The sequence below is a fragment of the Nocardioides sp. Soil777 genome (assembly GCF_001428425.1).
GTDB lineage: Bacteria > Actinomycetota > Actinomycetes > Propionibacteriales > Nocardioidaceae > Nocardioides > Nocardioides terrigena.
In genome coordinates, this window is the sequence record NZ_LMSN01000019.1 from 242413 (window position 1) to 266864 (window position 24452).

The window sequence follows — 24452 nt, forward strand, 5'->3', positions numbered from 1 at the left end:
GGTGCAGTGCTGTCCGGGTTGGTGGCGGGGTGGCGGGCGCGGATCATCGCGCAGACCACCCTCGCCCTCACCTTGGAGGCCGCGACCCACGTCGACGAGCAGGTGTTCTGGTGTGCGTCGCGGCTGACGCCCTCGCAGCTGGCCCGGGTGGTCGATGAGGCCCGGGTGCGGTTCATGCCCGACCAGGTCGCAAAGGCGTTGGATGACTCGGCGGACAAGCGGCACGTCACCTTCGACACCGAGCAGGCCTCGTTCGACGGGACCATGCACCTCGAGGCCGACCTGGAGATCCCCGACGCTCTCGCGCTGGCCGAGGCGGTCGCGTCGGGTGCGGAGCATCTTGCGAAGCTGGGGTCCACCGACACCGTCGACGGCCGCCGCGCCACCGCCCTCGGTGACCTCGCCCGSCACCAGATGACCATCGGCTTCGACGATGACGACGCGGACGACACTTCGGGGGTTGGGGTGCGAGCGCAGCGAGCCTCGAAACCCACCACCCAGATCCACCTCTATGCCCACCTGTCSGCGGACGCGATCACCCACTTCGACCRCCCCGACGCMCCRGATGAGGCGTTGTGYGGGCGGATCGAGCAGGCCGGCCAACGCCTGCTGTCCGTGGACCAGATCCGCGCCTGGTGCGGCCGACCTGACGTGCAGGTCTCCGTCACCAAAGTCATCGACCTGCGAGAGCGCCTCGAGTGCCAGGGCTACCGGCCCACCCCGGAGATACGTGAGCACGTCATCGTCCGCGACGGCACCTGTGTGTTCCCGTGGTGTGGTCGCAACGCGAGGCTCTGCGACCTGGACCACGTGATCCCGTACGACCACGACCATCCAGAGGACGGCGGCCCTACCGCGACCGACAACCTCGCCCCGCTGTGCAGGCGGCACCACCGGCTCAAGACCCGTGGGCGATGGCGGTATGAGATGACCGAGCCCGGGGTGTTCGTCTGGACGAGCCCGCTCGGCCACACCTACCTCCGCGACCACACCGGGAGCCGACCCATTGGCCGCGCCTGGCCCGAGCCTGGGATCCCGTCCCCTCGCATGGGCACCGACGCACCGGATCAGGGTGACGCGCCGCCCCGCCACCCGAGCTCGGATCCGGACGACCCTTCGGACGCACACCCGCCCGACCTCTGACCACCACGCCCCGGACCCCGCCCAGCGACAACGGCAGGGCCACAGGCGCGTTCAAGGGCCACGAGACTCCGGGTCGATGCAAGCGAGGCAGCTCCTCACGGTTCTGACGGCCCCGGGCTGTTGCTGTGCCCTCGAGGTGGACCAACGACTCGGGCGGACGAGGGACGGCGGGATCGATGGTCCGCAGGCGGTTCGCCCTCCTTTTCTCTTGTCGGCCCTGGGCCGGGACAGCAAAGGCGCTCGGGACCCTGCACGAGTGATCCGCCACCGTCCTCGAGTCGCGCACGCGCTGAGGCGATCCGGTGGCCGGGGGAGTGGCCGGTGGCAGAGCGCGGGTCCATGCTTGCCTGATGACAGGGGCGAGGGTTGCGGTCGTGGGTGGGCTGGTCATGATCCTCCTGGCCTTCTCCGTCGGCACCGAGCACCAGAGGTCGACACACGTCGCCGGCCGGGCCCACCCGTGCGGTGCCGCGATCTCCGCGTCGTGGCTCGTGTCCGGGACGCCCGACGCGGCGCGCACAGCGGACAGTCGACGGGGCGAAGCAGTAGCGTGCGGCCGCGTCATCCGGCAGTCCCGGGTGGTGCTGCTGACCACGATGGGCATGGGCGGGCTGCTGGCGCTGGTCGGGTGGACGAGGATCCTGGCGCGACGCGAGGTCGACCGGTCGGAGACGGCACCCGCCCACGCGTAGCACTGGCGAGACGAGGCACGCCGGTGGACCCCGGCACCCGCCCACGCGTAGCACTGGCGAGACGAGGCACGTCGGTGAACCCCGGCACCCTCCCACGCGTAGCACTGGCGAGACGGGGAACGTCGGTGAACCCCGGCACCCGTCAACGCGGTGCCGGGCGGCGTACGCGTCATTTCCGCGACCACGGCCACCCCGCACTAGGGTTCCGCGCATGCCCGAGACGACCCCCGCCGTACCCTCCCCAGACGTTCCGCGGGAGGCGTGGTCCGGTGTCCACCGCGGTCCGCTGAGGGCCGGTGAGTGGGTGCGCCTGACGGACCAGAAGGGCCGCCGCCACAACTTCGAGCTGACGCCGGGCAAGCGCTTCTTCTCCAACCGCGGGCACCTCGAGCACGACGAGCTCATCGGCCGCGACGAGGGCTTCACGGTCGTGTCGTCGGCCGGCGGGCAGTACCTCGTCTTCCGGCCGCTGCTCAGCGAGTTCGTGGTGTCCATGCCCCGCGGTGCCGCGGTCGTCTACCCCAAGGACGCCGCCCAGATCATCGCGCTGGCCGACATCTTCCCGGGCGCCCGCGTCGTCGAGGCCGGTGCAGGATCGGGTGCCCTGACCTGCTCGCTGCTGCGCGCCGTCGGCCCGTGGGGCCGGGTGACGTCCTTCGAGCTCCGCGAGGAGTTCGCCGAGGTCGCCAAGCGCAACGTGGACCAGTTCTTCTCCGCCCCCGAGGGCGAGACGCACCCGGCCTGGGACCTGAGGCTGGGCGACCTCAAGGAGGGGCTGCCCCAGCTCGAGGGCCAGGTCGACCGCGTCATCCTCGACATGCTCGACCCGTGGAGCTGCGTGGACGCCGTCGCCGACGCGCTCGTCCCCGGCGGCATCGTCTGTGCGTACGTCGCCACGACGACCCAGCTGTCCCGCGTCGTCGAGACGCTCCGCGTCCACGGCGGCTTCACCGAGCCGCAGCCGTGGGAGTCGCTGGTCCGGGACTGGCACGTGGAGGGCCTGGCGGTCCGCCCCGGCCACAAGATGATCGGCCACACCGCCTTCCTCGTCACCGCCCGCCGGATGGCGCCGGGGGAGAAGCCCATGCGCAAGACCCGCCGTCCCGCGCCCGGCGCCTACGGACCCGACTACACCGGTCCGCGTCCCGCCGACCTCCCCCCGCTCCCGGAGGCCGACGCCGGCGACGCCGTCACCACCGACGCCGTCACCGACGAGGCGTGAGCCTCGAGGTCGTCGCCTGGTCCCCGGACTGGGCGGTCCGCTTCGAGGAGGTCGCCGAGGTGCTGCGCGGGGCCGTCGCCGACATCCCCGGTGCCCGGGTCGAGCACGTCGGCTCGACGTCCGTGCCCGGTCTGGCCGCCAAGCCGATCCTCGACATCGACGTGATCGTCGAGCGCGAGCACGTCCCGGAGGCGGTCGGCGCGCTCGAGCGGGTGGGCTACGTCCACCGCGGCGACCTCGGCGTCGCCGACCGGGAGGCCTTCCACGCCCCGGACACCGCACCGCGTCGCCACGTCTACGTGTGCGTCGCCGGCACCATGAACGTCCGCAACCACCTCGCCGTCCGCGACGTGCTGCGACGCGACGAAGGCCTCCGGGAGGCGTACGCCGACGTCAAGCGCGCCCTGGCCGACGACCCGGCCATGGACATGGACGTCTACCTCGCCGGCAAGTCGGCGGTGGTCCAGGAGGTGCTGCGAGCGTCGGGGGAGTTCACCGACGACGAGCTGCTCGCGATCCACCGTCTCAACGACCCGTCGGCCTGAGGCGCCGCTGGTGGAGTCACCGGTCGGGGAGCCGGCCGAGTCCGGATCGCGACGAAATAGTGATCAACACTGGCGGTTATCCACTTCCGTCCCATCAGGAGATGGGTAGTGTCCGAAGGACCAAGGAGGTGACGCACATGTCCGAATCGACATCCACGCCCGCCGGAGCGGGGCGCACGCCCGACGAGCTCGTGCAGCAGGTGCGCTTCCTCGAGGCCGAGGTGGGTGACCTGCGTCGCCGCCTCACCGACATGCCCGGTCAGTCCCGGGGCCTCGAGCTGCGACTCGCCGACACCCAGCGGTCACTGGCCGCCGTGACCAGCCAGAACGAGCGGCTCGCCCAGACGCTGCGCGAGGCGCGCGACCAGATCATGAAGCTCAAGGAGGAGGTCGACCGGCTGGCGCAGCCGCCCGCCGGCTTCGGCACCTTCCTGTCCCGCAACGAGGACGACTCCGTCGACGTGTTCACCGGCGGTCGCAAGCTCCGGGTCAACGTGAGCCCCGCCGTGGACCTCGACGAGCTCGTCAAGGGCCAGGAGGTCATGCTCAACGAGGCCCTCAACGTGGTGGCGGCGCTCGGCTTCGAGAAGGTCGGCGAGGTCGTCATGTTCAAGGAGCTCCTGGAGGACGGCGAGCGCGGTCTGGTGATCGCCAACGCCGACGAGGAGCGCGTCGTACGCCTGGCCAAGCCCCTCTTCGACGAGCCGCTGCGCGCCGGCGACTCGTTGCTGCTCGACGCCCGCGCCGGCTACGCCTACGAGCGGGTGCCCAAGTCCGAGGTCGAGGAACTGGTGCTCGAGGAGGTCCCCGACATCGACTACTCGCAGATCGGCGGCCTGATCTCCCAGATCGACGCGATCCGCGACGCCGTCGAGCTGCCCTACCTGCACCCCGAGCTCTTCAAGGACCACCAGCTCAAGCCGCCGAAGGGCGTCCTGCTCTACGGTCCGCCCGGCTGCGGCAAGACGCTGATCGCCAAGGCGGTCGCCAACTCGCTCGCCAAGAAGGTCGCGGCCAGGACGGGCCAGGAGGGGAAGTCCTACTTCCTCAACATCAAGGGCCCCGAGCTCCTCAACAAGTACGTCGGCGAGACCGAGCGCCACATCCGGCTCGTCTTCCAGCGTGCCCGCGAGAAGGCCTCGATGGGTACCCCGGTGATCGTGTTCTTCGACGAGATGGACTCGCTGTTCCGCACCCGCGGCTCGGGGGTCTCCTCCGACGTGGAGAACACCATCGTCCCGCAGCTCCTCAGCGAGATCGACGGCGTCGAGCTCCTGGAGAACGTCCTGGTCATCGGCGCCTCCAACCGCGAGGACATGATCGACCCCGCCATCCTGCGACCCGGCCGCCTCGACGTGAAGATCAAGATCGAGCGGCCCGACGCGGAGTCGGCGCGCGACATCTTCTCCAAGTACCTCGTCGCGTCCCTGCCGCTGCACGCCGACGACGTGGCGGAGTTCGGTGGCGACCGCGATGCGACCGTGGCCGGCATGATCCGCGCCACCGTGGAGCGGATGTACACCGAGTCCGAGGAGAACCGCTTCCTCGAGGTCACCTACGCCAACGGTGACAAGGAGGTCCTCTACTTCAAGGACTTCAACTCCGGCGCCATGATCCAGAACATCGTCGACCGGGCCAAGAAGATGGCCATCAAGGACTTCCTCGAGCACGACCAGCGCGGCCTGCGGGTGCAGCACATGCTCCAGGCGTGCGTCGACGAGTTCAAGGAGAACGAGGACCTGCCCAACACCACCAACCCCGACGACTGGGCGCGGATCTCGGGCAAGAAGGGCGAACGGATCGTCTTCATCCGCACGCTCATCACGGGCAAGCAGGGCACCGAGCCCGGCCGCTCCATCGACACGGTCGCCAACACCGGCCAGTACCTGTGACCCCAGCCGACGACGAGCTGGGGCACGGCGACATCGAGGCCGCCCTGGCCACCCGTCGCGAGCTGGGGGCGCGCTACGACGCGGAGCTGGTCGACGGGTTCGCCGAGCGCATCGAGCGGGCCGTCGAGCAGCGCGTGGCCGAGCAGGTGGCGCTGCAGCAGCGCCGGTCCGCGGCGGTGGCCGGCGCCGGGGCGCGCCAGCTGGCGCTGGGGATCATCTCGCTGGTCGCCTTCATCCCGATCAGCATCGCGCTGGGCGTCAACGACGCTTTCCTGCCGCTCCTGGTGACGCTGCTCGGCATCGTCGGCGTCAACCTCGCGCACGCCTGGCAGAGCCGGGGCTGACCCCGCCGGAACCGGCTCACCGGGTCGCCCGCGGGGGTGAGCCTCGGGGCCGCTCCGGGGGGCTACAGTGACCGCTCCGGGACCCCCCGGAAGGCAAGATTCCTCGTCCCCCGGGAGTGCATCGTGCGCACCATCATCATCATCGCCATCGTCGTCGTCGTGGTCCTGGCTCTCATGAGCTTCCTCCGCGGCCGCCGCTGACGTCACACCGAGGTCGCGACGCCCAGGGACAGATGGGTCCAGGGGCGTCCGACCGTTGGCCCGGGCAGGTAGTCCTGCTCGAGCCACCCGCTCTCGCCGTCCGGTGTCCACCCCGCCCGGGCCAGCATCGCGGGCACGTCCCGCGTGAGGTGGCAGCCGCCGGCCACCCGACGCTGCACCGGCTCGATGCGACGCTGCCAGCGACTCACTCCCGGCTCGGGTGCCAGTCCGTGCTCCACGAAGTGGAGCCGACCACCCGGACGCACCACGCGGCGTACCTCCCGCAGCGCGAGCTCCGGGTCCTCGATCGTGCACAGGCTGAAGGTCACCAGCGCGGCGTCGTGCGACGCATCGGCCTCGGCGAGGTGCTGACCGTCCAGGCCAGAGCGGGTCACCGGTACGCCGCTGCGCCCGCGCCGCTCCTCCGACAGCCGCCAGGCCACGTCGGAGGGCTCGACGGCGCTGACTCCCGTGACCCCGGTCGGGTAGAACCGGGTGTTGAGCCCGGAGCCGAAGCCGATCTCCAGGACCTGACCGTGCAGCCCGGCGCAGACCCGCTCACGGAGCACCCCGACCTCGCGGCTGCGCAGCGACGCGTCCACCAGGTGCGGCACCACCCGGTCGTTCCAGATGCCCATCCCGCTCACTCCTCGCCCCGGCCTCGTAGGCTCGCCCCATGAGCGTACGGCGGATCATGGGCACCGAGGTCGAGTACGGCATCTCGGTGCAGGGTCAACCCGGCGCGAACCCGATGGTCGCGTCCTCCCAGGTGGTCAACGCCTACGCGACGTCGACCATCAAGGCGCGGCGGGCCCGGTGGGACTTCGAGGAGGAGTCGCCGCTGCGCGACGCGCGTGGCTTCGACATGTCGCGCCAGGTGGCGGACCCGAGCCAGCTCACCGACGAGGACCTCGGCCTCGCCAACGTGATCCTCACCAACGGGGCCCGGTTGTACGTCGACCACGCGCACCCGGAGTTCTCCACCCCGGAGGTCACCACGCCGCTGGACATCGTGCGGTGGGACAAGGCGGGGGAGCAGGTCATGCTCGACGCCTCCCGGGCCGCCGCCCAGGTCCCGGGGGCGACGCCGATCGTGCTCTACAAGAACAACACCGACAACAAGGGAGCGTCGTACGGCGCCCACGAGAACTACCTGATGCGGCGCTCGACCCCGTTCGCGGACATCGTGCGCCACCTGACCCCGTTCTTCGTGTCCCGGCAGGTGGTCGTGGGGGCGGGCCGGGTCGGCATCGGCCAGGACGGCCGTGAGCACGGCTTCCAGATCAGCCAGCGCGCCGACTACTTCGAGGTCGAGGTCGGCCTCGAGACCACCCTCAAGCGGCCGATCATCAACACCCGCGACGAGCCGCACGCCGACCCGGAGAAGTACCGCCGGCTGCACGTGATCCTCGGCGACGCCAACCTCGCGGAGGTGTCGACCTACCTCAAGGTCGGCACCACGGCGCTCGTGCTCGCCATGATCGAGGACGGCTACATCACCCGCGACCTCGGCGTGGACCAGCCCGTCGCGTCGCTGCGCGCGGTCTCCCACGACCCCACGCTCCAGCACCTCCTCACGCTCCGCGACGGGCGCACCCTCACCGCGGTGCAGCTGCAGCTGGAGTACCTCGACCTGGCTCGCAAGTTCGTCGACGACCGGCTCGGCAACGACGTCGACGACCAGACGCGCGACGTCCTCGCCCGCTGGGAGTCGGTGCTGACGCGGCTCGAGCAGGACCCGATGCTGTGCGCCGGCGAGCTGGACTGGGTGGCCAAGCTCAAGCTGCTCTCGCAGTACCGGGACCGCGACGGCCTCGACTGGGACGACGCCAAGCTGCACCTGATCGACCTGCAGTACTCCGACATCCGCCCCGAGAAGGGCCTCTACGCCAAGCTCGTCGCCGCGGGCCGCATCGAGCGCCTGCTCGACGACCGTTCGGTCGAGCGGGCCATGCACGAGCCTCCCGAGGACACCCGTGCCTACTTCCGTGGCCGTTGCCTCGAGAAGTACGCCGACAACGTCGCCGCCGCGTCGTGGGACTCGGTGATCTTCGACCTTCCCGGGCGCGAGTCGCTCCAGCGCGTCCCCACCATCGACCCGATGCGGGGCACCAAGGCGCACGTCGGCGACCTCCTCGACCGCTGCGACACCGCCCTCGAGCTCTTCTCCGCCCTCACCGCCCGCTGAGGCACCCGCCCCGGGGCGGCGGACGAGGGTCTCAGCCAGCCGCGAGGGCCGGGTCCTGGCCGGCGTCGGTGAGGGCGGCGGACACCCAGCCGTCGCCGACCAGCTCGTCGACGAGCGAGCGCAGCCAGGTGACCGCTGCGGCCGAGCGGTCCTGCGGGACCGCGACGGCCTGGCGGATCTGCATGAAGGCCGGCTCGAGGATGCGGTGGCCCGGGTGCGCAGCGACCCAGGCGGTCATCGGCTGGCGGATGCCGGCGCCCACGTCGAGCGCCCGCTCCACGAAGGTGTCGATGCCCTCCGACCCGCGCTCCAGCGAGGCGCGCTCGAGGGTGCGGGACAGGTGCAGGTCGTACGCCGACCCCTCCTTCACCCCGATCCGCACGCCGTCCACGTCGACCGCGGACGTCCCGGCCAGCGGCGAGCCGGCCGCGACGACGTACACGCCCTCGATCAGCACGTAGGGCGACGTGAACTGCAGCGGACGCCCCGGGTCGATCGCGAGGAAGCCGATGTCGGCACGTCCCTCCGCCACCGCGGCCACCGAGTCCCGGGCCGCGCCGTAGCACTGGAGCTCGGCGGTGACGCCGAGCCGGGCCGCGACCTCACGGGCCAGCGCGACCGTGATGCCCGACGGGTCGTCGTGGGTGCCCGAGGCGAGCACCGGGTTGCCGAGGTTGATGGAGGCGCGCAGCGCGCCGGTCGGGGCGAGATCTGTCCGGAGTGCGGGATCGACGGTGTCCACGACGCCGAGCCTAGGACGTGCCCGTGCGCGGCTTCGTTTTGTGGATAGGGTCGGAGACATGGCCCAGGAGCAGAAGCAACCGAGGAAGTCCTCCCAGGAGGAGACGACGACCGAGGAGGTCGTCGAGACCGACGTCGCCGAGCGCAAGGAGGTGATCGACGACGACGTCGACGCCATCCTCGACGAGATCGACGACGTCCTCGAGACCAACGCCGAGGACTTCGTGAAGTCGTTCATCCAGAAGGGCGGCCAGTGATCACCCCATCGAAATCCTCGCTGCGCTGCGGTTTCGACAGGGACCCCGAATGAGCGACCGGCTGCCCGCGTCCTTCATGTCGCCCGGGACGTCGAGCTTCGCCGACTTCCTGGGTGACCACCAGCCCGACCTCCTGCCGGGCCGTCGCGCGGTCCCCGCGGGCAATGCCGGCGAGCTGGCGCCTCACGGCACGACCATCGTCGCCGCCACCTTCCCCGGGGGCGTCGTCATGGCCGGTGACCGCCGCGCCACGATGGGCAACATCATCGCGCAGCGCGACATCGAGAAGGTCTTCCCCGCCGACGAGTACTCCGTCGTCGGCATCGCCGGTACCGCCGGCCTCGCGGTGGAGATGGTGCGCCTCTTCCAGACCGAGCTCGAGCACTACGAGAAGATCGAGGGCACCACGCTCTCCATGGACGGCAAGTCCAACCGCCTCGCGACGCTGATCAGGGCCAACCTCGGTCTCGCGATGCAGGGCCTGGCCGTCGTCCCGCTGTTCGCGGGCTACGACCTCACCACCGACCAGGGGCGCATCTTCAGCTACGACGTCACCGGCGGTCGCTACGAGGAGACGGCATTCCACTCGGTCGGCTCCGGGTCGCTCTTCGCCCGCGGTGCGCTCAAGAAGATCTACCGCGAGGACCTCGACGCCGAGGGGTGCGTCACCGCCGCCATCCAGGCGCTGTACGACGCCGCGGACGACGACTCCGCGACCGGTGGGCCCGACCTGGCGCGCCGGATCTTCCCCGTCGTCCACGTGATCACCGCCGACGGCGGACGCCGTGTCCCCGACGACGAGGTCGCGGCCATCGCCGACCGGATCATCGCCGCCCGGATGCAGAGGCCCGACGGCCCTGCCGCGGCCCTGACCTGAGCTGAGGAGCCCAGATGAGCACCCCCTTCTACGTCTCCCCGGAACAGCTCATGAAGGACCGGGCGGACTTCGCGCGCAAGGGCATCGCGCGCGGCCGCTCGGTCGTCGTGATCCAGTACGCCGACGGCATCCTGTTCGTCTCGGAGAACCCCTCCCAGGCGCTGCACAAGGTCTCCGAGATCTACGACCGGATCGCGTTCGCCGCGGTCGGTCGCTACAACGAGTTCGAGAACCTGCGCATCGCCGGCGTGCGCCTCGCCGACATGCGCGGCTACGCCTACGACCGGCGCGACGTCACCGGCCGCGGGCTGGCCAACGCCTACGCGCAGACGCTCGGCAGCATCTTCTCCTCGGGCGGCGAGAAGCCCTACGAGGTCGAGATCTTCGTCGCCGAGGTGGGCGAACGGCCCGCCGACGACCAGGTCTACCGCCTGACGTACGACGGCCAGGTGGCCGACGAGCACGGGTTCGCCGTGATGGGTGGTGCCGCCGACGTGGTGGCCGGCCACCTCAAGGAGCACTACGTGGAGGGCGCCTCCCTCCAGGGTGCGGTGCGCCTCGCGGTGGCCGCGCTCGGGCACAGCGAGAGCGACGACCGGGTGATCCCGACCCGCGACCTCGAGGTCGCGATCCTCGAGCGCACCCGGCCCCAGCCCCGCAAGTTCGTCCGGCTGCGCGAGTCGCGCCTCGTCGAGCTGCTGGGGGAGCGGGGAGCCGAGCAGGGTGACACCCCCCAGGCCGACGACACCGCGGGCGCGACGCCGCCCACGGCGCCGGGGGTCGACGACCCGGCCGACCCGACCGACCAGGTCAGCGGGGGCACGCCTCCTCTCGAGCACCCGGTCACCGGCGAGCCCACGCAGCCGCCCGTCGCCCCGCCCGTGGCCCCGCCCGTGGCTCCGCCGACCGCCCCGCCCGTGGCCCCGCCGCCCGCGCCGACCCCGGAGCCGACCGACCCGGCGCATCCCGGCGAGCCCCGGCCACCCGCACCGCAGCCGCCCGCACCCGACCCGTCGCAGCCCCCCGCACCCGGCACACCGCCGGCGGACCCGGGCGACCCGCTGCCCTGACGACGCTCGCGGCGCGGGCTTTCTGCGTGTCATCCGTCAGGACGCCCCGCAGGCGTGGTCCCGCCGCCTAGGGTGTGGGCATGGACCGGCGCATCTTCGGCATCGAGAACGAGTACGGCGTCACGTGCACGTTCAAGGGCCAGCGCCGGCTGAGCCCCGACGAGGTGGCGCGCTACCTCTTCCGCAAGGTCGTGAGCTGGGGCCGGTCGTCCAACGTCTTCCTCCGCAACGGCGCGCGCCTCTACCTCGACGTCGGCAGCCACCCGGAGTACGCCACCCCCGAGTGCGACGACATCGTCGAGCTGGTCACCCACGACAAGGCCGGTGAGCGGATCCTCGAGGGGCTGCTCCTCGACGCCGAGCAGCGCCTGCACGACGAGGGCATCGCCGGCGACATCTACCTCTTCAAGAACAACACCGACTCCGCCGGCAACTCCTACGGCTGCCACGAGAACTACCTCGTCGGCCGGGCCGGCGAGTTCAGCAAGCTCGCGGACGTCCTGATCCCGTTCCTCGTGACCCGGCAGATCGTCGTCGGGGCCGGCAAGGTCACCCAGACCCCGCGCGGGGCGTCGTACAGCGTGTCCCAGCGTGCCGAGCACATCTGGGAGGGCGTCTCCAGCGCCACCACCCGCAGCCGTCCCATCATCAACACGCGCGACGAGCCGCACGCCGACGCGGAGAAGTACCGCCGGCTGCACGTCATCGTCGGCGACTCCAACATGAGCGAGACGACGACGATGCTCAAGGTCGCCTCGTGCGACCTCGTGCTGCGGATGATCGAGGAGGGCGTCGTGATGCGCGACCTCACGATGGAGAACCCCATCCGCGCGATCCGCGAGATCTCCCACGACGTCACCGGCCGGCGCAAGGTCCGCCTCGCCAACGGGCGCGAGGCCAGCGCCCTGGAGATCCAGGCCGAGTACCTCGGCAAGGCTCGCGACTTCGTCGACCGACGCCAGATCAGCACGCCCCTCATCGAGCAGGCCCTCGACCTCTGGGAGCGCGGCCTCAAGGCCATCGAGTCCGACGACCTCGGCCTCGTCGACCGCGAGATCGACTGGGTCATCAAGTGGAAGCTCATCGACCGCTACCGCGCCAAGCACGGCCTGCCGCTCGGTCACGCGCGCGTCGCCCAGCTCGACCTCGCCTACCACGACATCCACCGCGGCCGCGGGCTCTACTACCTGCTCGAGAAGCGCGGCGCCGTCGCCCGGGTGACCACCGACCTCAAGATCTTCGAGGCCAAGAGCGTCCCCCCGCAGGACACCCGCGCCCGGCTGCGCGGCGAGTTCATCCGCAAGGCCCAGGAGCGCCGCCGCGACTTCACCGTCGACTGGGTGCACCTCAAGCTCAACGACCAGGCGCAGCGCACGGTCCTGTGCAAGGACCCGTTCAAGGCGTACGACGAGCGCGTGCAGCGCCTCATCGACGGCATGTGACCCGCCCGGACCGGTCGCCCGCGCGAGTCACGGGGGCTGCGGCCCTGCCTCAGGACCGTCTCAGCGTCGCCGGATAGGGTGACCGCGCCGTCCAGACGGACCATCGACCAGCTCGACCCACCGCTCAGCCATCGCTCAGCCATTGAAAGGGTGACCCGCACGTGTCTCGCCCCCGCTCCACCTCCCGTCGTACCCGCCTCGCCGCCGTGAGCGGCGTCCTCCTCCTCTCCTCGGTCGGCCTGGCCGCCTGCGGTGAGGACGACGCGGCGTCGAGCGGCGCCGGCCTCGACGCGATCACCGTGGAGGGCGACGCGGGCAAGGAGCCGAAGGTCACCTTCGACGAGCAGCTCGCCCCCGTGGAGATCGAGTCGGAGGTCCTCATCGAGGGCGACGGGGAGGAGCTGGCCGCGGGCGACAACGCCTTCGCGCACATCTGGATGGGCAACGGCTTCACCGAGGAGAAGGCGTTCAGCACCTACGACGCCAAGGCCCCCGAGCTGCTCACCTACGCCGACCTCGGTGCCCCGTTCCAGGAGGCCATCGAGGGCCACACCGTCGGGTCGCGCGTCGCCGTGGCCGCCAGCGCCGAGGACACCTACGGCGAGGCCGGCAACCCGCAGCTGGGCATCGGCAACCAGGACGGCCTCGTCATCATCGTCGACCTGCTCGGCAAGGTGGCCACCGAGCCGAGCGGCGAGGAGCGCGAGCCCGCCAAGTGGGCGCCGACGCTCGTCGAGGAGGGCGACACCATCACCGGGCTCGACTTCACCGACGCCAACAAGCCCAGCAAGAACCTCCTCGACACGACCCTCATCAAGGGCGACGGCCCGGTCGTCGAGAAGGGCCAGACCATCGCCGTGGACTACCTCGGCCAGGTCTACGACGCCAAGAAGCCCTTCGACGAGTCCTACTCCAAGGAGCCCACGTCGTTCCCGATCGGCACCGGCGCGGTCGTCGCGGGCTGGGACCAGGCGCTGGTCGGCCAGAACGTCGGCTCCCGGGTGATCCTGTCGATCCCGCCGGAGCTCGGCTACGGCGAGGCCGGCAACGAGCAGGCCGGCATCAAGGGCACCGACACGCTCTTCTTCGTCGTCGACATCCTCGGCGCGGCCTGATCAGAGCGGCAGACTGACCCGGTGGCGAGCGACAAGGCGGAGCGGCTGCTCAACCTCTACATCATGCTGCTCGCCCAGACCCGGTTCGTCTCCAAGCAGGACATCCGGCGTGCCCACTACGCGGAGTACCCCGACAACGCCAAGGGCGACGAGGCGTTCGAGAAGGCCTTCGAGCGGGACAAGGACGACCTGCGCGAGCTCGGCGTCGTGATCGAGGTCGGCTCGCTGGACGCCTTCTTCGACGACGAGCCCGGTTACCGCATCTCCACCGACACCTCGGCGCTGCCGGAGATCCGCTTCGAGGCCGACGAGGCCGCGGTGCTCGGGATCGCGGCCCGCGCGTGGGAGCAGGCGACCCTCGCGCGTCGTACGACCGAGGCGATGCGCAAGCTCACCGCCCAGGGCGTCGAGGTCGATGCGGCCCGGCTCGACCTGGTCCCGCCGAGCCTGCGCGCCGAGGAGCCGGCCTTCGACGCCTTCTGGGACGCCACCCAGAAGCGGCGGGTCGTCACCTTCGACTACAAGCGGCCGGGGGAGCAGCCCCGCAAGCGCCGCCTCCAGCCGTGGGGCGTCGTCCGCAGCTCCGGGCGGTGGTACGTCGTGGGGCACGACGTCGACCGCGACGCGGAGCGCGTCTTCCGGCTCTCCCGCGTGCAGGGCAAGGTCAGCGGCATCGGCAAGGCCGGGGCGTACGACGTCCCGCCCGGCACCGACGTCTCCGCCATCGCCGCCGACCTGGCGCGCCGCACGCCCGACGTCGAGGCCACGGTGCTGGTGCGTCAGCGGGCCGGCGTCGGGCTCCGCCGCCGCGCGACGAGCGTCGAGGAGGACGTCGCCGGGCCGGACCGGGAGAGCGGGTGGGACCGGGTCGTCCTCACCGGTCCGGGTTCCGACCTGGCCTCCGAGGTGCTGACCTACGGGCCCTCCGTCGTCGTCGAGGCCCCGGAGGAGCTGCGTGCCGACGTGCTGGCGCGGCTCCGCGGCATCCTCGAGCAGGAGGGATCTCCATGAGCTCCCCCAAGCCCGTCGTGCACGCCGCCCGCGAGCAGGTCGCCCGGCTACTCGCCCTCGTGCCCTACCTCCACTCCCGCGGCGAGGTGCGGCTCACCGACGCCGCCGCGGCCCTGGGCGTCGACCCCGACCAGCTCGACAAGGACCTGCGGGTCCTCTTCATGTGCGGCCTGCCGGGTGGTTACCCCGACGACCTCATCAACGTCGACCTCGACGCGCTCGAGGGCGACCGCATCATCCGGGTCGCCAACGCCGACTACCTGGCGCGCCCGGTCAGCTTCGCGCCGTCCGAGGCGGCCGCCCTCGTGGTGGCCCTCCAGGCGCTGGCCCAGAGCGCCGCACCCGAGACGCGGGACGTCGTACGCCGCACGCTGGCCAAGTTCGAGGCGGCCGGGCAGACGGCGGCGGCCGAGCGGGTCCACGTGGAGGCGACGCCGGAGCCGGGCAGCGAGCTCGTCCCGGTCCTCCAGGGGGCCATCGACCGGGGCCACCAGCTGGAGCTCGACTACCACGTGGCCAGCCGCGACGAGCACTCCACGCGCGTCGTGGAGCCCCGCGCGGTCACCCGGGTCGGGGACGCGACCTACCTCGACGCGTGGTGCCACACCGCCGGCGGCGACCGGGTGTTCCGCCTCGACCGGATCCTGCGGGCCACCGAGCTCGACACGCCGGTCTCCGAGCAGGCCGGTGACGCCCGCGACCTCGGCTCCGGGTGGTTCGCAGGGGAGGGGGCCGCCACCACGGTGACGGTCCGGCTCGCCCCGCCGGCCCACTGGGTGACCGAGTACTACCCGGTGACCGACACGCGCCCCGGGCCGCGCGGCAGCCTCGACGTCGACCTCGAGGTCGCCAGCGAGGCCTGGTTGCGCCAGCTGCTCTTCCGCGTGGCGCCGCACGCGAGCGTGGTCGCACCCCAGGAGTTCGCCGAGTCGTTCACGGCCGGTGCCCAGGCGGCGGTCAGGCTCTACACCGATCCCGGCGTACGATGAAATGACCCCGCACGATCCCCGACATTCACGACATTGGAGAGTCTCATGATCCACACCCTGATCGGCATGCCCCAGGGCGCGGAGTGGCTGATCATCCTCGCCATCGTGGTCCTCGTCTTCGGCGCGGCCAAGCTTCCCGAGCTCGCGCGTGGCACCGGCCAGGCACTGCGCATCTTCAAGACCGAGACCAAGGGCCTGCGCGACGACGATGACGACTCGACCACGCCGCCGGCGAGCACGGCCGAGCTGCCGCCCCCGACCCACACCGACACGACCCGTCCGGACGTGACGCGCACCGGCACCAACGACCTGCCGCCCGAGCCGCGCTCCGACAAGCACCCCGGCTGACGGCCGCACCCGACGTACCTTTCGTGAAGCTCCTCGCCCCGCTGCGCCTCTTCTCCGCGCGCCCGGCCCACCCCGTCGGTCCCGACGGCCGCATGGCCCTCTCGGACCACCTGCGTGAGCTGCGCGCGCGCGTGCTGCGCGTCGCCCTCGTGACGATCGTCGCGCTCGGCGTTGCGCTGTACTTCTTCGACTTCCTCTACGAGCTCGTCTACGGGCCGTACCAGGACGCCGCGGAGCAGCTGGCCGAGGGCACGACCTTCGCCACCACCAGCGGCGCCGCCGGTGGACTCATGCTCTACCTCAAGCTCAGCGGCTTCGCAGCGCTCGTGGTGACGGCGCCCTACTGGCTGTACCAGATCTGGGCCTTCATCCTGCCGGGCCTGCACGCCCACGAGCGCAAGTGGTCGCGGGTCTTCGTGATGGTCGCCGGGCCGTTGTTCCTTGCAGGGGTGCTGCTCGGCTACCTCACCCTGCCCAAGGGCCTCGAGGTGCTCATCGGCCTCAACCCCGAGGGCGTCACCAACCTCGTCGACTTCAACGAGTACCTCCAGTTCTTCACCCGCACACTGCTGGTCTTCGGGATCGCCTTCGAGATCCCGGTCTTCGTGGTGATGCTCAACCTCGCGGGCGTCGTGTCGGGCAAGAGCCTGGGCGCGCACCGGCCGTGGATCATCGTCGGCATCTTCATCTTCGCCGCGGTCGCGACCCCGTCGGCGGACCCGTTCACGATGACCTTCATGGCCGTCCCGATGGTCATCCTGTTCCTCATCTCCGAGGTCATCGCCCGGGCCCACGACCGGCGCAAGGCGGCCCGCAGCGCCAATGCCGGCCTCAGCCCCGATGAGCTCTCGCCCATCTGAGGTCTGACAGGCTGGGCGCATGCACGTGCAGCCGCTGGTCGAGATCGACCCGTTCGACCTGCCCGACTGGCTGGGGACCGCCCAGGTGGTCTGGCACGCCGACGGCGGCCTGCGCGACGGGCACCTCGTGGCTGGGCGGCTCACCAGCGACGGCCACGACGACGTGGTGTGCGACCTGCTCGGGATCGACGACGCCTACCCCGTGCCGGTGACCGACGACGCCTCCCGGCTGCGCGCCCACCAGGCCTGGCGACACGGCCAGGTGCTGCTGGGGCAGTACGACGGCCGGATGACGCTGGCGGTCCCCGGTACCCGCTTCGACGCCGGGCTCGTGCTCGACGCCCTGGGCCGGCTGGCCAAGGCCGTGGGCGCCTCTCCCGACCACTACGCCGCGCTGCTGCGGATCGGCCAGGACAAGTCACGTGGGTCGCGGTGAGGTACTGCCCGTGACCGGGCCGTCCCGGCGCTAGGGTCGGCCCATGGACGCGGGTGCTGGACCAGTCGCCGGGGATGTGGGCCTCCACGAGATCGCTCTCCTCACCAACCCGACGGCCGGTGGCGGCCGGGGTGGGCGCTACCGCGACGCCGCCCTGCAGCGGCTGCGCGACAGCGGCCTGGTGGTGCGCAACCTGGAGGGTCGCGACGCCGACGAGGCCGCGGACCTCGCGCGGGCCAGCGTGGCCGACGGCGTCGAGGCCCTGGTCCTCTGTGGTGGCGACGGCCTCGTGCACCTGGGCGTCCAGGCGGTCGCCGGGACAGGCGTCCCGCTCGGGATCATCCCGGCCGGCACCGGCAACGACGTCGCCCGTTACCTCGACCTGCCCCGCAAGGACCCCGTGGCGGCCGCGGACCGCGTCGTCGCGCGGCGTACCCGCACCCTGGACCTGGCCCGCAGCGGCTCGCACTGGTTCGTCACCGTGATGGCGGCCGGCTTCGACGCGATCGTCAACGAGCGCGCCAACGCGATGCGGTGGCCCCGGGGCCAGATGCGCTACAACCTTGCCACCGTGGCCGAGCTGCGCACCTTTCACCCGCTGCCCTACACGCTGGACCTCGACGGGGCCACGCGGCGGGTCGACGCGATGCTCGTAGCGGTCGGCAACGGGCCCTCCTTCGGCGGTGGCCTGCGCATCACCGAGGGCGCCCTGCTGGACGACGGTTTGCTCGACGTGGTCATCATCAAGGAGATGTCTCGAGCCAAGCTGGTCCGCACCTATCCCAAGCTCTTCTCCGGCACCCACACCACGGTCGCCGAGTACGAGCACCATCGCGTGCGCCGGGTGACCGTCGCCGCGCCCGGCATCGTGGCCTACGCCGACGGTGAGCGCTTCGGCGAGCTGCCGCTGACCGTCGAGGCCGTGCCCGGCGCCCTGGTGGCGCTCGCATGAGCGGCGACCTGACGCCCGCCGAGCGCTACGCGGCGTACTCCCGGGACAAGGCCTATCCGGCCTTCCGGGACTTCGCGGGCCACTACGACTTCCCGCTCGACGACTTCCAGGTGCGCGCCTGCAAGGAGATCGAGGACGGCCGCGGCGTCCTCGTCGCGGCGCCCACCGGGTCGGGCAAGACGATCGTCGGCGAGTTCGCCGTCCACCTCGCGCTCGCGACCGGTCGCAAGTGCTTCTACACGACGCCCATCAAGGCTCTGTCCAACCAGAAGTACAATGACCTCGTCGCCCGTCACGGCGCCGCCAACGTCGGCCTGCTGACCGGCGACAACGTCGTCAACGGCGAGGCACCCATCGTCGTGATGACGACGGAGGTGCTGCGCAACATGCTGTACGCCGGGTCGCGGACCCTGCTCGGCCTCGGCTACGTCGTGATGGACGAGGTGCACTACCTCGCCGACCGGATGCGGGGCGCGGTCTGGGAGGAGGTGATCATCCACCTGCCGGAGTCGGTGTCGCTGATCTCGCTCTCGGCCACGGTCTCCAACGCCGAGGAGTTCGGAGAGTGGCTCTCCACGGTCCGCGGTGACACCGCGACCATCCTCGAGGAGCGACGCCCCGTGCCGCTCTTCCAGCACGTGATGGTCGGCCGCCGCCTGCTCGACCTGTTCGCGTCCTCCGACGTCGACGCCAGCGCCGGCTTCGTGCGCGAGGGGGCGCCGGTCAACGACGAGCTGGTGCGCCTCGCCCGCGACGACTGGGCCAGCTCCCGCCTGATGCGCGACCGGCGCTCGCCGCGCAAGGGCAAGCCCGGGTCCTCGAAGAACCCTCGCCAGGTCGGCAACGGCCGCCGGGTGTGGATCCCCAGCCGGGTCGACGTCATCGAGCGGCTGGACCGCGAGGGGCTGCTCCCCGCGATCGTCTTCATCTTCAGCCGGGTCGGCTGTGACGCCGCGGTCACCCAGTGCCTGTCGGCCAACGTGCGGCTCACCAGCCCGGAGGAGCGCGACGAGATCTATGCGTACGTCGAGGAGAAGTGCCGGCACCTGCCCGACGACGACCTGCACGTGCTGGGCTACCACGAGTTCCTCGACGGGCTGACCCGCGGCGTGGCGGCCCACCACGCGGGCATGCTGCCGACCTTCAAGCAGATCGTGGAGGACCTCTACGTCCGGGGCCTCTGTAAGGTGGTCTTCGCGACCGAGACGCTGGCGCTGGGCATCAACATGCCCGCCCGCACGGTGGTCATCGAGAAGCTGTCGAAGTGGAACGGCGAGACCCACGCCGACATCACGCCGGGGGAGTACACCCAGCTGACGGGTCGTGCCGGTCGTCGCGGGCTCGACGTCGAGGGCCACGGCGTCGTGCTGTGGCAGCCCGGGATGAACCCCCGCGAGGTGGCCGGTCTCGCGTCCACCCGCACCTACCCGCTCCGGTCGTCGTTCCGCCCGTCGTACAACATGGCGGTCAACCTCGTCCACCAGTTCGGTCGCGCGCGCTCGCGCGAGCTGCTCGAGCAGTCCTTCGCGCAGTTCCAGGCCGACCAGGCCGTCGTCGGGCTCGCCCGACAGCTGCACAAGGCCGAGGAGGCGCTCGACGGCTACGCCGAGGCGGCGACCTGCCACCAGGGCGACTTCATGGAGTACGCCGCGCTGCGTCGCCGCATCAGCGACGTCGAGAAGGGCGCCGTGCGCGAGCGTCGCCAGGACCGTCGCCACGAGGCGATGGAGTCGCTCGCCAAGCTGCGCCCGGGCGACGTGATCATGGTGCCGTCGGGCAAGTTCTCCGGCTTCGCCGTGGTCATCGACCCCGGCCTGTCCGGGCACGAGCCGCGGCCCTACGTCCTCACCCAGGACCGCCAGGCGCGACGGCTGGCGCCGATGGACTTCCCGACGCCGGTCGAGGCGATCACCCGGATGCGGGTGCCCAAGTCGTTCAACGGCCGCAACCCCGCGATGCGACGCGACCTCGCCTCGGCGCTGCGCTCCAAGACCCACGACTTCACGCCCCCGCCCCGCCGGCGCGAGAGCCGCGACTCCTTCGCCGACTCGCCGGTCGACCGGGAGATCGCCGAGCTGCGCGAGCGGCTCAAGTCGCACCCCTGCCACCAGTGCCCCGAGCGCGAGGAGCACGCCCGCTGGGCGGAGCGCTGGTTCAAGCTCTCGCGTGACGCCGAGACCCTCAAGCGACGGGTCGAGCAGCGCACCAACACGGTCGCGCGCACCTTCGACCGGGTGTGCAACGTGCTGACCGCGCTGGACTACCTCGACGGCGACAAGGTCACCGAGCGGGGCAGCCACCTGCGGCGGATCTACACCGACATGGACCTGGTGGCGGCCGAGTCGTTGCGCGAGGGGCTGTGGGACGACCTCACGCCCTCCGAGCTCGCGGCCGTGCTGTCCGCGCTCGTCTTCGAGGCCCGGCGTCCCGACGACGCGTCCGCACCTCGGGTGCCCGGGGCTCGCATCCAGCGGGTGCTGGGCGAGATGGTCCGCGTGTGGGGGCAGCTCGACGCCCTGGAGCGCGACCACAAGCTCGACTTCCTGCGCGAGCCCGACCTGGGGTTCGCGTGGGCGGCCTACCGCTGGGCCGAGGGCGACGACCTCGACGAGGTGCTCGACGGCACCGACCTCGCCGCCGGGGACTTCGTGCGGTGGATGAAGCAGCTGCTCGACCTCGCCGGCCAGGTCGCCGACGCCGCGGGCGGCACGCCGCTGCGGGCCACCGCCCGGGAGACCGTGGGGCTGCTCAAGCGCGGGGTGGTGGCCTACTCGGCGCTGACCGAGTAGGTCGCGTCCCTCAGCGGGCCGCCAGGACCCCGGTGAGGCGCTCGACGGGGCTGGACAGTCCCCACCGCTCCGCGAGGGCGGCGAGCGCCTCGGTGTCGGCCGGATCGGACGGGAGGGCGTGGTTCCGCTCGCCCAGGTCGATGTCGCGGGCGACAGCGACGACGGTCGGCGCGACGTCGAGGTAGTCGGCCGCCGCGATGATCTTGGAGCGCGGTCCGGGTCCGAGCGCGGAGTCCGGGTCGGCGGCCGCGGCACGGACCCCGGCCAGGTCGCCGTACGACAGGAGCAGCGAGGCGGCCGTCTTGTCGCCCACGCCGGCCACGCCGGGCAGGCCGTCGGAGTTGTCACCGCGGAGCGTCGCGAAGTCGGCGTACTGCTGGGGGAGCACGGCGTACTTCTCCACCACCGTGTGCTCGGTGACCTTCTCGTGCTTGCCGACGCCGCGGGCGGTGTAGAGCACCCGCACCTCGGCGGCGTCGTCGACGAGCTGGAAGAGGTCGCGGTCGCCGGTCACGATGTCGACCGGCATCCCCGCGCCGGTGGCCAGCGTGCCGATGACGTCGTCGGCCTCGTAGTGGTCGGCGCCCACGACGGCGATGCCGAAGGCCTCGAGCACCTCGAGGATGACCGGCACCTGGACCTGCAGCGGGTCGGGCACCTCCTCGATGTCGGGGGTGTCGCCGGGGCGCACGGCGACGACGCGGTGTGCCTTGTACGACGGGATGAGGTCGACGCGCCACTGGGGCCGCCAGTCGTTGTCCCAGCAGCACACGAGGTGGGTCGGCTGGTACTCGTCGACGAGGCGGGAGATGAAGTCGAGCAGCCCGCGAACCGCGTTGACGGGGGTGCCGTCGGGGGCCTGTACCGAGTCGGGGACGCCGAAGAAGGCCCGGAAGTAGAGGGACGCCGTGTCGAGGAGCATGAGTCGCTGTGCGGTCACTCCCCGATCCTTGCACGATCCATCGCTAGCCTGTCGGCGTGACGACCTCAGAGGTGGAGTCCACCGACCGCAAGATCCTCGCGCTGCTGGCCGAGGACGGCCGGATGTCCTTCACCGACCTCGGCAAGGCCACCGGCCTGTCGACCTCGGCGGTGCACCAGCGCGTCAAGCGGCTGGAGAGCAAGGGCCTCATCACCGGCTACACCGCGCTGGTCGACCACGAGCAGCTCGGCCGGCCGTTGACCGCCTTCATCTCGGCGACGCCGATCGACCCCGCCCAGCCCGACGACTACCCCGAGCGGCTGGTCGGCATCCCCGAGATCGAGTCCTGCTGGTCGGTCGCGGGGGAGGAGTCCTACATCCTCAAGATCCGCGTCGCCACCCCCCGCGCCCTCGAGGACCTGCTCGCCCGGATCCGCTCCGCCGCCAACGTCTCGACCCGCACGACCATCGTGCTGTCCACCGCGTACGAGAACCGCCCGCTGGGCTGAGCCGCGTGGCCTGACCGACGCACCGTTCTCCTCGACGCACCCCTCATGCCGCCCGGCGGACAGCCGGACGACGACGTACGGCTGGGGTCAGGGCCTGGAACCTCGCGACGAGTGTGCGTGGATGCACGTCCGTCGCGGCTCCCGACGTGCTTCCACGCACACTCGCGAGGCGGTCGTCGGCCTCCGCGCGGGACCTGCGACCAGAGTCGCCCATCGAGTCGAGCGCCACCGCGCCCCCATGCCTCGCTCACGCACGTCGACCTGGGTCACGACGTGACTCAGGCAGCACACTTCACCAGGCCTGGAGCGCCGCCGTACGCCGGGAGGCCTCGGCGACCTCGGCCGCCTTGAGGGCGGACTCGTCGAGGTTGCCGTGCTCGGCCCACCACTGCTGGCCGGCCTCGGGGAGGGTGTGGATCGGGTCGTAGTACTCGTAGGTGCGCGAGAGCGCGTCGTCGGAGGTGGCCTCGATCGAGGTGCGGTAGTTCTTGGTCCAGTAGGAGATGCCGCGCTCGGTGTCGTAGTCGGCGAGCTGGTGCACCCAGCGCTTGCCCACGAACGGCACGTCGCACACGATGCGCGGCGTCGCGAAGCCCGGCAGGTAGCCCATGATGTGGTGCTGCAGCTTCTGGGCGTCCGCGACCGAGACCCGCCAGTGCTCCGAGAACGGGATCATGTCGCACATGTAGAAGTAGTAGGGCATGATCCGCGCACCGTCGAGGAGGCGGAAGCACAGGTCGAGCAGGGCGTGCGGGTCGGCGTTGACGCCGTTGAGGAGCACGCCCTGGTTGCGTACGTCGCGCAGTCCGGCGTCGAGCATCGCGCCCGCCGCCTCGGCCACGATCGGCGTGATGGAGTTGGCGTGGTTGGCGTGCGTGTGCATGGCCAGGGAGACCCCGCGAGCGTTGGCCAGCGTCGCGACGCGGCGTACGCCCTCGACGACGTCGGGCTGCAGCCAGTGCTGCGGGAGGCCGATGAGTGCCTTGGTGGCAAGGCGGATGTCGCGGATGTTGTCGATCTCGAGCAGCCGGGTGAGGAAGTCCTCGAGGCGGGGCCAGGGCATGTTGGCCACGTCGCCGCCGGAGACGACCACGTCGCGGACCTGGGGCGTGCGGCGTAGGTACTCGAACATGGAGTCGAGGCGGTCGACCGGCTTGGCGGTGAACTTGAGCTTCTCGATCACCGGGGTCGAGTTGCCGACGAGGTCCATGCGGGTGCAGTGCCCGCAATACTGCGGGCAGGTGGGCAGCAGCTCGGCCAGCACCTTGGTGGGGTAGCGGTGGGTCAGCCCCTCGGCCACCCACATGTCGTGCTCGTGCAGCGAGTCGCGGGTCGCGTGCGGGTGGGAGGACCAGTCGGTACGACGGTCGCTGAAGACCGGGATCATGTAGTGGCGGACCGGGTCGGCGTAGAACGCCTCGGTCATGGAGCCCGCACCCCCGGGGGAGAAGGTCGGCACCATCGTGTTCATCATCTGCGGCGGCACGAGCATCGACATGGTGGCCCGCTCGGCCTGGTCGCGCTCGAGGTCGGCGTAGAAGCGCTCGTCGAGCAGGTCGCCCATGAGCTCGCGCAGCTGCTTGAGGTTCTTGATGCAGTGGGCGCGCTGCCACTGGACGGAGGCCCAGTCGTCGGCCGTGACCGACGCCCAGCCCGGGAAGCGGGTCCAGTCCGGCTCGACGAGCTCGACGCGCTCGTACGGGTACGGCTGACCGGTGGTCAGGCCGATCGCGGTCTCGATGCTCATGGGAGGTGCTCCTGGTGCGGGCGGGTGCGGGCGGACGGCAGCGGCGCGTCGGTTGTGTGACGTGCGGCTCCTCTGTCAGAGTAGGCGGAGATCCTCCGGTGCGTCCAATGGCGCGCCGCAAGATATCCCGTCAGATGCTCCAAGCAGCGAAGGAAACAGC

General features: G+C 71.3%; 24 protein-coding genes. 20 read left to right on the forward strand and 4 right to left on the reverse strand.

Annotation, left to right across the window (positions count from 1 at the left end):
• From ASG88_RS23955 to ASG88_RS19540, 6 genes are all read left to right on the forward strand, one after another.
• A partial coding sequence (locus ASG88_RS23955) for an HNH endonuclease signature motif containing protein (RefSeq protein WP_157559855.1) occupies positions 1–1143 on the forward strand: 1143 nt, incomplete at its 5' end.
• Positions 1144–1493: 350 nt separating this feature from the next.
• Positions 1494–1835 (forward strand): hypothetical protein, encoded by a 342-nt coding sequence (locus ASG88_RS19520; RefSeq protein WP_157559839.1) that lies wholly within the window; start codon positions 1494–1496, stop codon positions 1833–1835.
• A 211-nt stretch (positions 1836–2046) separates the two neighbouring features.
• The gene (locus ASG88_RS19525; protein ID WP_056889110.1) at positions 2047–3057 is read left to right on the forward strand and encodes a tRNA (adenine-N1)-methyltransferase; all 1011 of its coding nucleotides are present in this window, start codon (positions 2047–2049) and stop codon (positions 3055–3057) included.
• Positions 3054–3602, forward strand: a complete 549-nt coding sequence (locus ASG88_RS19530; protein WP_056889111.1) for a GrpB family protein — start codon at positions 3054–3056, stop codon at positions 3600–3602. The genes ASG88_RS19525 and ASG88_RS19530 overlap by 4 nt, the downstream gene beginning before the upstream one ends.
• Before the next feature lie 137 nt (positions 3603–3739).
• The gene (arc, locus tag ASG88_RS19535; protein WP_056889282.1) at positions 3740–5494 is read left to right on the forward strand and encodes a proteasome ATPase; all 1755 of its coding nucleotides are present in this window, start codon (positions 3740–3742) and stop codon (positions 5492–5494) included.
• Positions 5491–5838 carry a hypothetical protein gene (locus ASG88_RS19540; protein WP_056889112.1) on the forward strand — a complete coding sequence of 116 codons (348 nt, stop codon included), beginning with the start codon at positions 5491–5493 and terminating at the stop codon, positions 5836–5838. Before arc ends, ASG88_RS19540 begins: the two co-directional genes overlap by 4 nt.
• Before the next feature lie 203 nt (positions 5839–6041).
• On the opposite strand, the gene ASG88_RS19545 is transcribed toward ASG88_RS19540, so the two are convergent.
• Complete coding sequence (locus ASG88_RS19545; RefSeq protein WP_056889113.1) at positions 6042–6677, reverse strand: class I SAM-dependent methyltransferase; 636 nt, start codon at positions 6675–6677, stop codon at positions 6042–6044.
• 38 nt (positions 6678–6715) lie between these two features.
• Here ASG88_RS19545 and dop point away from each other — a divergent pair, with 38 nt between their 5' ends.
• Positions 6716–8227, forward strand: coding sequence for a depupylase/deamidase Dop (gene dop, locus ASG88_RS19550; RefSeq protein ID WP_056889114.1), 1512 nt, complete (start codon positions 6716–6718; stop codon positions 8225–8227).
• A 31-nt stretch (positions 8228–8258) separates the two neighbouring features.
• On the opposite strand, the gene ASG88_RS19555 is transcribed toward dop, so the two are convergent.
• The gene (locus ASG88_RS19555) at positions 8259–8969 is read right to left on the reverse strand and encodes a transporter substrate-binding domain-containing protein (RefSeq protein WP_056889115.1); all 711 of its coding nucleotides are present in this window, start codon (positions 8967–8969) and stop codon (positions 8259–8261) included.
• Positions 8970–9027: 58 nt separating this feature from the next.
• On the opposite strand from ASG88_RS19555, the gene ASG88_RS19560 reads away from it, so the two are divergent.
• The 12 genes from ASG88_RS19560 to ASG88_RS19615 all read left to right on the forward strand — a co-directional run bounded on the left by ASG88_RS19560 (position 9028) and on the right by ASG88_RS19615 (position 21114).
• Entirely contained in the window at positions 9028–9225 is a 198-nt protein-coding gene (locus tag ASG88_RS19560) for a ubiquitin-like protein Pup (RefSeq protein ID WP_056889116.1), read from the forward strand.
• A gap of 49 nt (positions 9226–9274) precedes the next feature.
• Positions 9275–10102: a proteasome subunit beta gene (gene prcB, locus ASG88_RS19565; protein ID WP_056889117.1), complete on the forward strand. Its 828-nt coding sequence runs from the start codon at positions 9275–9277 to the stop codon at positions 10100–10102.
• Positions 10103–10116: 14 nt separating this feature from the next.
• Positions 10117–11172, forward strand: a complete 1056-nt coding sequence (gene prcA, locus ASG88_RS19570; protein WP_082600768.1) for a proteasome subunit alpha — start codon at positions 10117–10119, stop codon at positions 11170–11172.
• Positions 11173–11252: 80 nt separating this feature from the next.
• Positions 11253–12614, forward strand: a complete 1362-nt coding sequence (gene pafA, locus ASG88_RS19575; protein WP_056889283.1) for a Pup--protein ligase — start codon at positions 11253–11255, stop codon at positions 12612–12614.
• Positions 12615–12775: 161 nt separating this feature from the next.
• Positions 12776–13729, forward strand: a complete 954-nt coding sequence (locus ASG88_RS19580; RefSeq protein ID WP_157559840.1) for an FKBP-type peptidyl-prolyl cis-trans isomerase — start codon at positions 12776–12778, stop codon at positions 13727–13729.
• A gap of 21 nt (positions 13730–13750) precedes the next feature.
• On the forward strand, positions 13751–14740 hold the full coding sequence (locus tag ASG88_RS19585) for a helix-turn-helix transcriptional regulator (RefSeq protein ID WP_056889119.1): 990 nt from the start codon (positions 13751–13753) through the stop codon (positions 14738–14740).
• Entirely contained in the window at positions 14737–15729 is a 993-nt protein-coding gene (locus ASG88_RS24115; RefSeq protein ID WP_056889120.1) for a helix-turn-helix transcriptional regulator, read from the forward strand. Before ASG88_RS19585 ends, ASG88_RS24115 begins: the two co-directional genes overlap by 4 nt.
• Before the next feature lie 45 nt (positions 15730–15774).
• Complete coding sequence (gene tatA / locus ASG88_RS22775) at positions 15775–16077, forward strand: twin-arginine translocase TatA/TatE family subunit (RefSeq protein ID WP_082600770.1); 303 nt, start codon at positions 15775–15777, stop codon at positions 16075–16077.
• Positions 16078–16100: 23 nt separating this feature from the next.
• Complete coding sequence (tatC, locus tag ASG88_RS19600; RefSeq protein WP_235534927.1) at positions 16101–16937, forward strand: twin-arginine translocase subunit TatC; 837 nt, start codon at positions 16101–16103, stop codon at positions 16935–16937.
• Between the two features lie 19 nt (positions 16938–16956).
• Positions 16957–17373 (forward strand): hypothetical protein, encoded by a 417-nt coding sequence (locus tag ASG88_RS19605; protein ID WP_056889121.1) that lies wholly within the window; start codon positions 16957–16959, stop codon positions 17371–17373.
• Positions 17374–17416: 43 nt separating this feature from the next.
• Positions 17417–18325: a diacylglycerol kinase gene (locus tag ASG88_RS19610; protein WP_056889122.1), complete on the forward strand. Its 909-nt coding sequence runs from the start codon at positions 17417–17419 to the stop codon at positions 18323–18325.
• Entirely contained in the window at positions 18322–21114 is a 2793-nt protein-coding gene (locus ASG88_RS19615; RefSeq protein WP_056889123.1) for a DEAD/DEAH box helicase, read from the forward strand. Before ASG88_RS19610 ends, ASG88_RS19615 begins: the two co-directional genes overlap by 4 nt.
• 10 nt (positions 21115–21124) lie before the next feature.
• Here the strand turns inward: ASG88_RS19615 and ASG88_RS19620 are convergent, their stop codons facing one another.
• Positions 21125–22036 carry a 5'-3' exonuclease gene (locus ASG88_RS19620; protein WP_056889285.1) on the reverse strand — a complete coding sequence of 304 codons (912 nt, stop codon included), beginning with the start codon at positions 22034–22036 and terminating at the stop codon, positions 21125–21127.
• A gap of 71 nt (positions 22037–22107) precedes the next feature.
• On the opposite strand from ASG88_RS19620, the gene ASG88_RS19625 reads away from it, so the two are divergent.
• Positions 22108–22545, forward strand: coding sequence for an Lrp/AsnC family transcriptional regulator (locus ASG88_RS19625; RefSeq protein ID WP_056889124.1), 438 nt, complete (start codon positions 22108–22110; stop codon positions 22543–22545).
• A 292-nt stretch (positions 22546–22837) separates the two neighbouring features.
• Here ASG88_RS19625 and ASG88_RS19630 read toward each other — a convergent pair whose 3' ends face one another.
• Positions 22838–24292 (reverse strand): KamA family radical SAM protein, encoded by a 1455-nt coding sequence (locus tag ASG88_RS19630; RefSeq protein WP_056889125.1) that lies wholly within the window; start codon positions 24290–24292, stop codon positions 22838–22840.
• Positions 24293–24452: the final 160 nt, after the last annotated feature.

What these genes read in the sequence shown, in the direction of transcription:
- prcB (WP_056889117.1), top strand. Translation starts at nt 9,275, where the DNA reads ATGAGCGACCGGCTGCCCGCGTCCTTCATGTCGCCCGGGACGTCGAGC.
- ASG88_RS19605 (WP_056889121.1), top strand. Translation starts at nt 16,957, where the DNA reads ATGCACGTGCAGCCGCTGGTCGAGATCGACCCGTTCGACCTGCCCGAC.
- ASG88_RS19560 (WP_056889116.1), top strand. Translation starts at nt 9,028, where the DNA reads ATGGCCCAGGAGCAGAAGCAACCGAGGAAGTCCTCCCAGGAGGAGACG.
- ASG88_RS19525 (WP_056889110.1), top strand. Translation starts at nt 2,047, where the DNA reads ATGCCCGAGACGACCCCCGCCGTACCCTCCCCAGACGTTCCGCGGGAG.
- ASG88_RS19520 (WP_157559839.1), top strand. Translation starts at nt 1,494, where the DNA reads ATGACAGGGGCGAGGGTTGCGGTCGTGGGTGGGCTGGTCATGATCCTC.
- arc (WP_056889282.1), top strand. Translation starts at nt 3,740, where the DNA reads ATGTCCGAATCGACATCCACGCCCGCCGGAGCGGGGCGCACGCCCGAC.
- ASG88_RS24115 (WP_056889120.1), top strand. Translation starts at nt 14,737, where the DNA reads ATGAGCTCCCCCAAGCCCGTCGTGCACGCCGCCCGCGAGCAGGTCGCC.
- ASG88_RS19615 (WP_056889123.1), top strand. Translation starts at nt 18,322, where the DNA reads ATGAGCGGCGACCTGACGCCCGCCGAGCGCTACGCGGCGTACTCCCGG.
- ASG88_RS19545 (WP_056889113.1), bottom strand. Translation starts at nt 6,677, where the DNA reads ATGGGCATCTGGAACGACCGGGTGGTGCCGCACCTGGTGGACGCGTCG.
- dop (WP_056889114.1), top strand. Translation starts at nt 6,716, where the DNA reads ATGAGCGTACGGCGGATCATGGGCACCGAGGTCGAGTACGGCATCTCG.
- prcA (WP_082600768.1), top strand. Translation starts at nt 10,117, where the DNA reads ATGAGCACCCCCTTCTACGTCTCCCCGGAACAGCTCATGAAGGACCGG.
- ASG88_RS19630 (WP_056889125.1), bottom strand. Translation starts at nt 24,292, where the DNA reads ATGAGCATCGAGACCGCGATCGGCCTGACCACCGGTCAGCCGTACCCG.
- ASG88_RS19620 (WP_056889285.1), bottom strand. Translation starts at nt 22,036, where the DNA reads ATGCTCCTCGACACGGCGTCCCTCTACTTCCGGGCCTTCTTCGGCGTC.
- pafA (WP_056889283.1), top strand. Translation starts at nt 11,253, where the DNA reads ATGGACCGGCGCATCTTCGGCATCGAGAACGAGTACGGCGTCACGTGC.
- tatA (WP_082600770.1), top strand. Translation starts at nt 15,775, where the DNA reads ATGATCCACACCCTGATCGGCATGCCCCAGGGCGCGGAGTGGCTGATC.
- ASG88_RS19610 (WP_056889122.1), top strand. Translation starts at nt 17,417, where the DNA reads ATGGACGCGGGTGCTGGACCAGTCGCCGGGGATGTGGGCCTCCACGAG.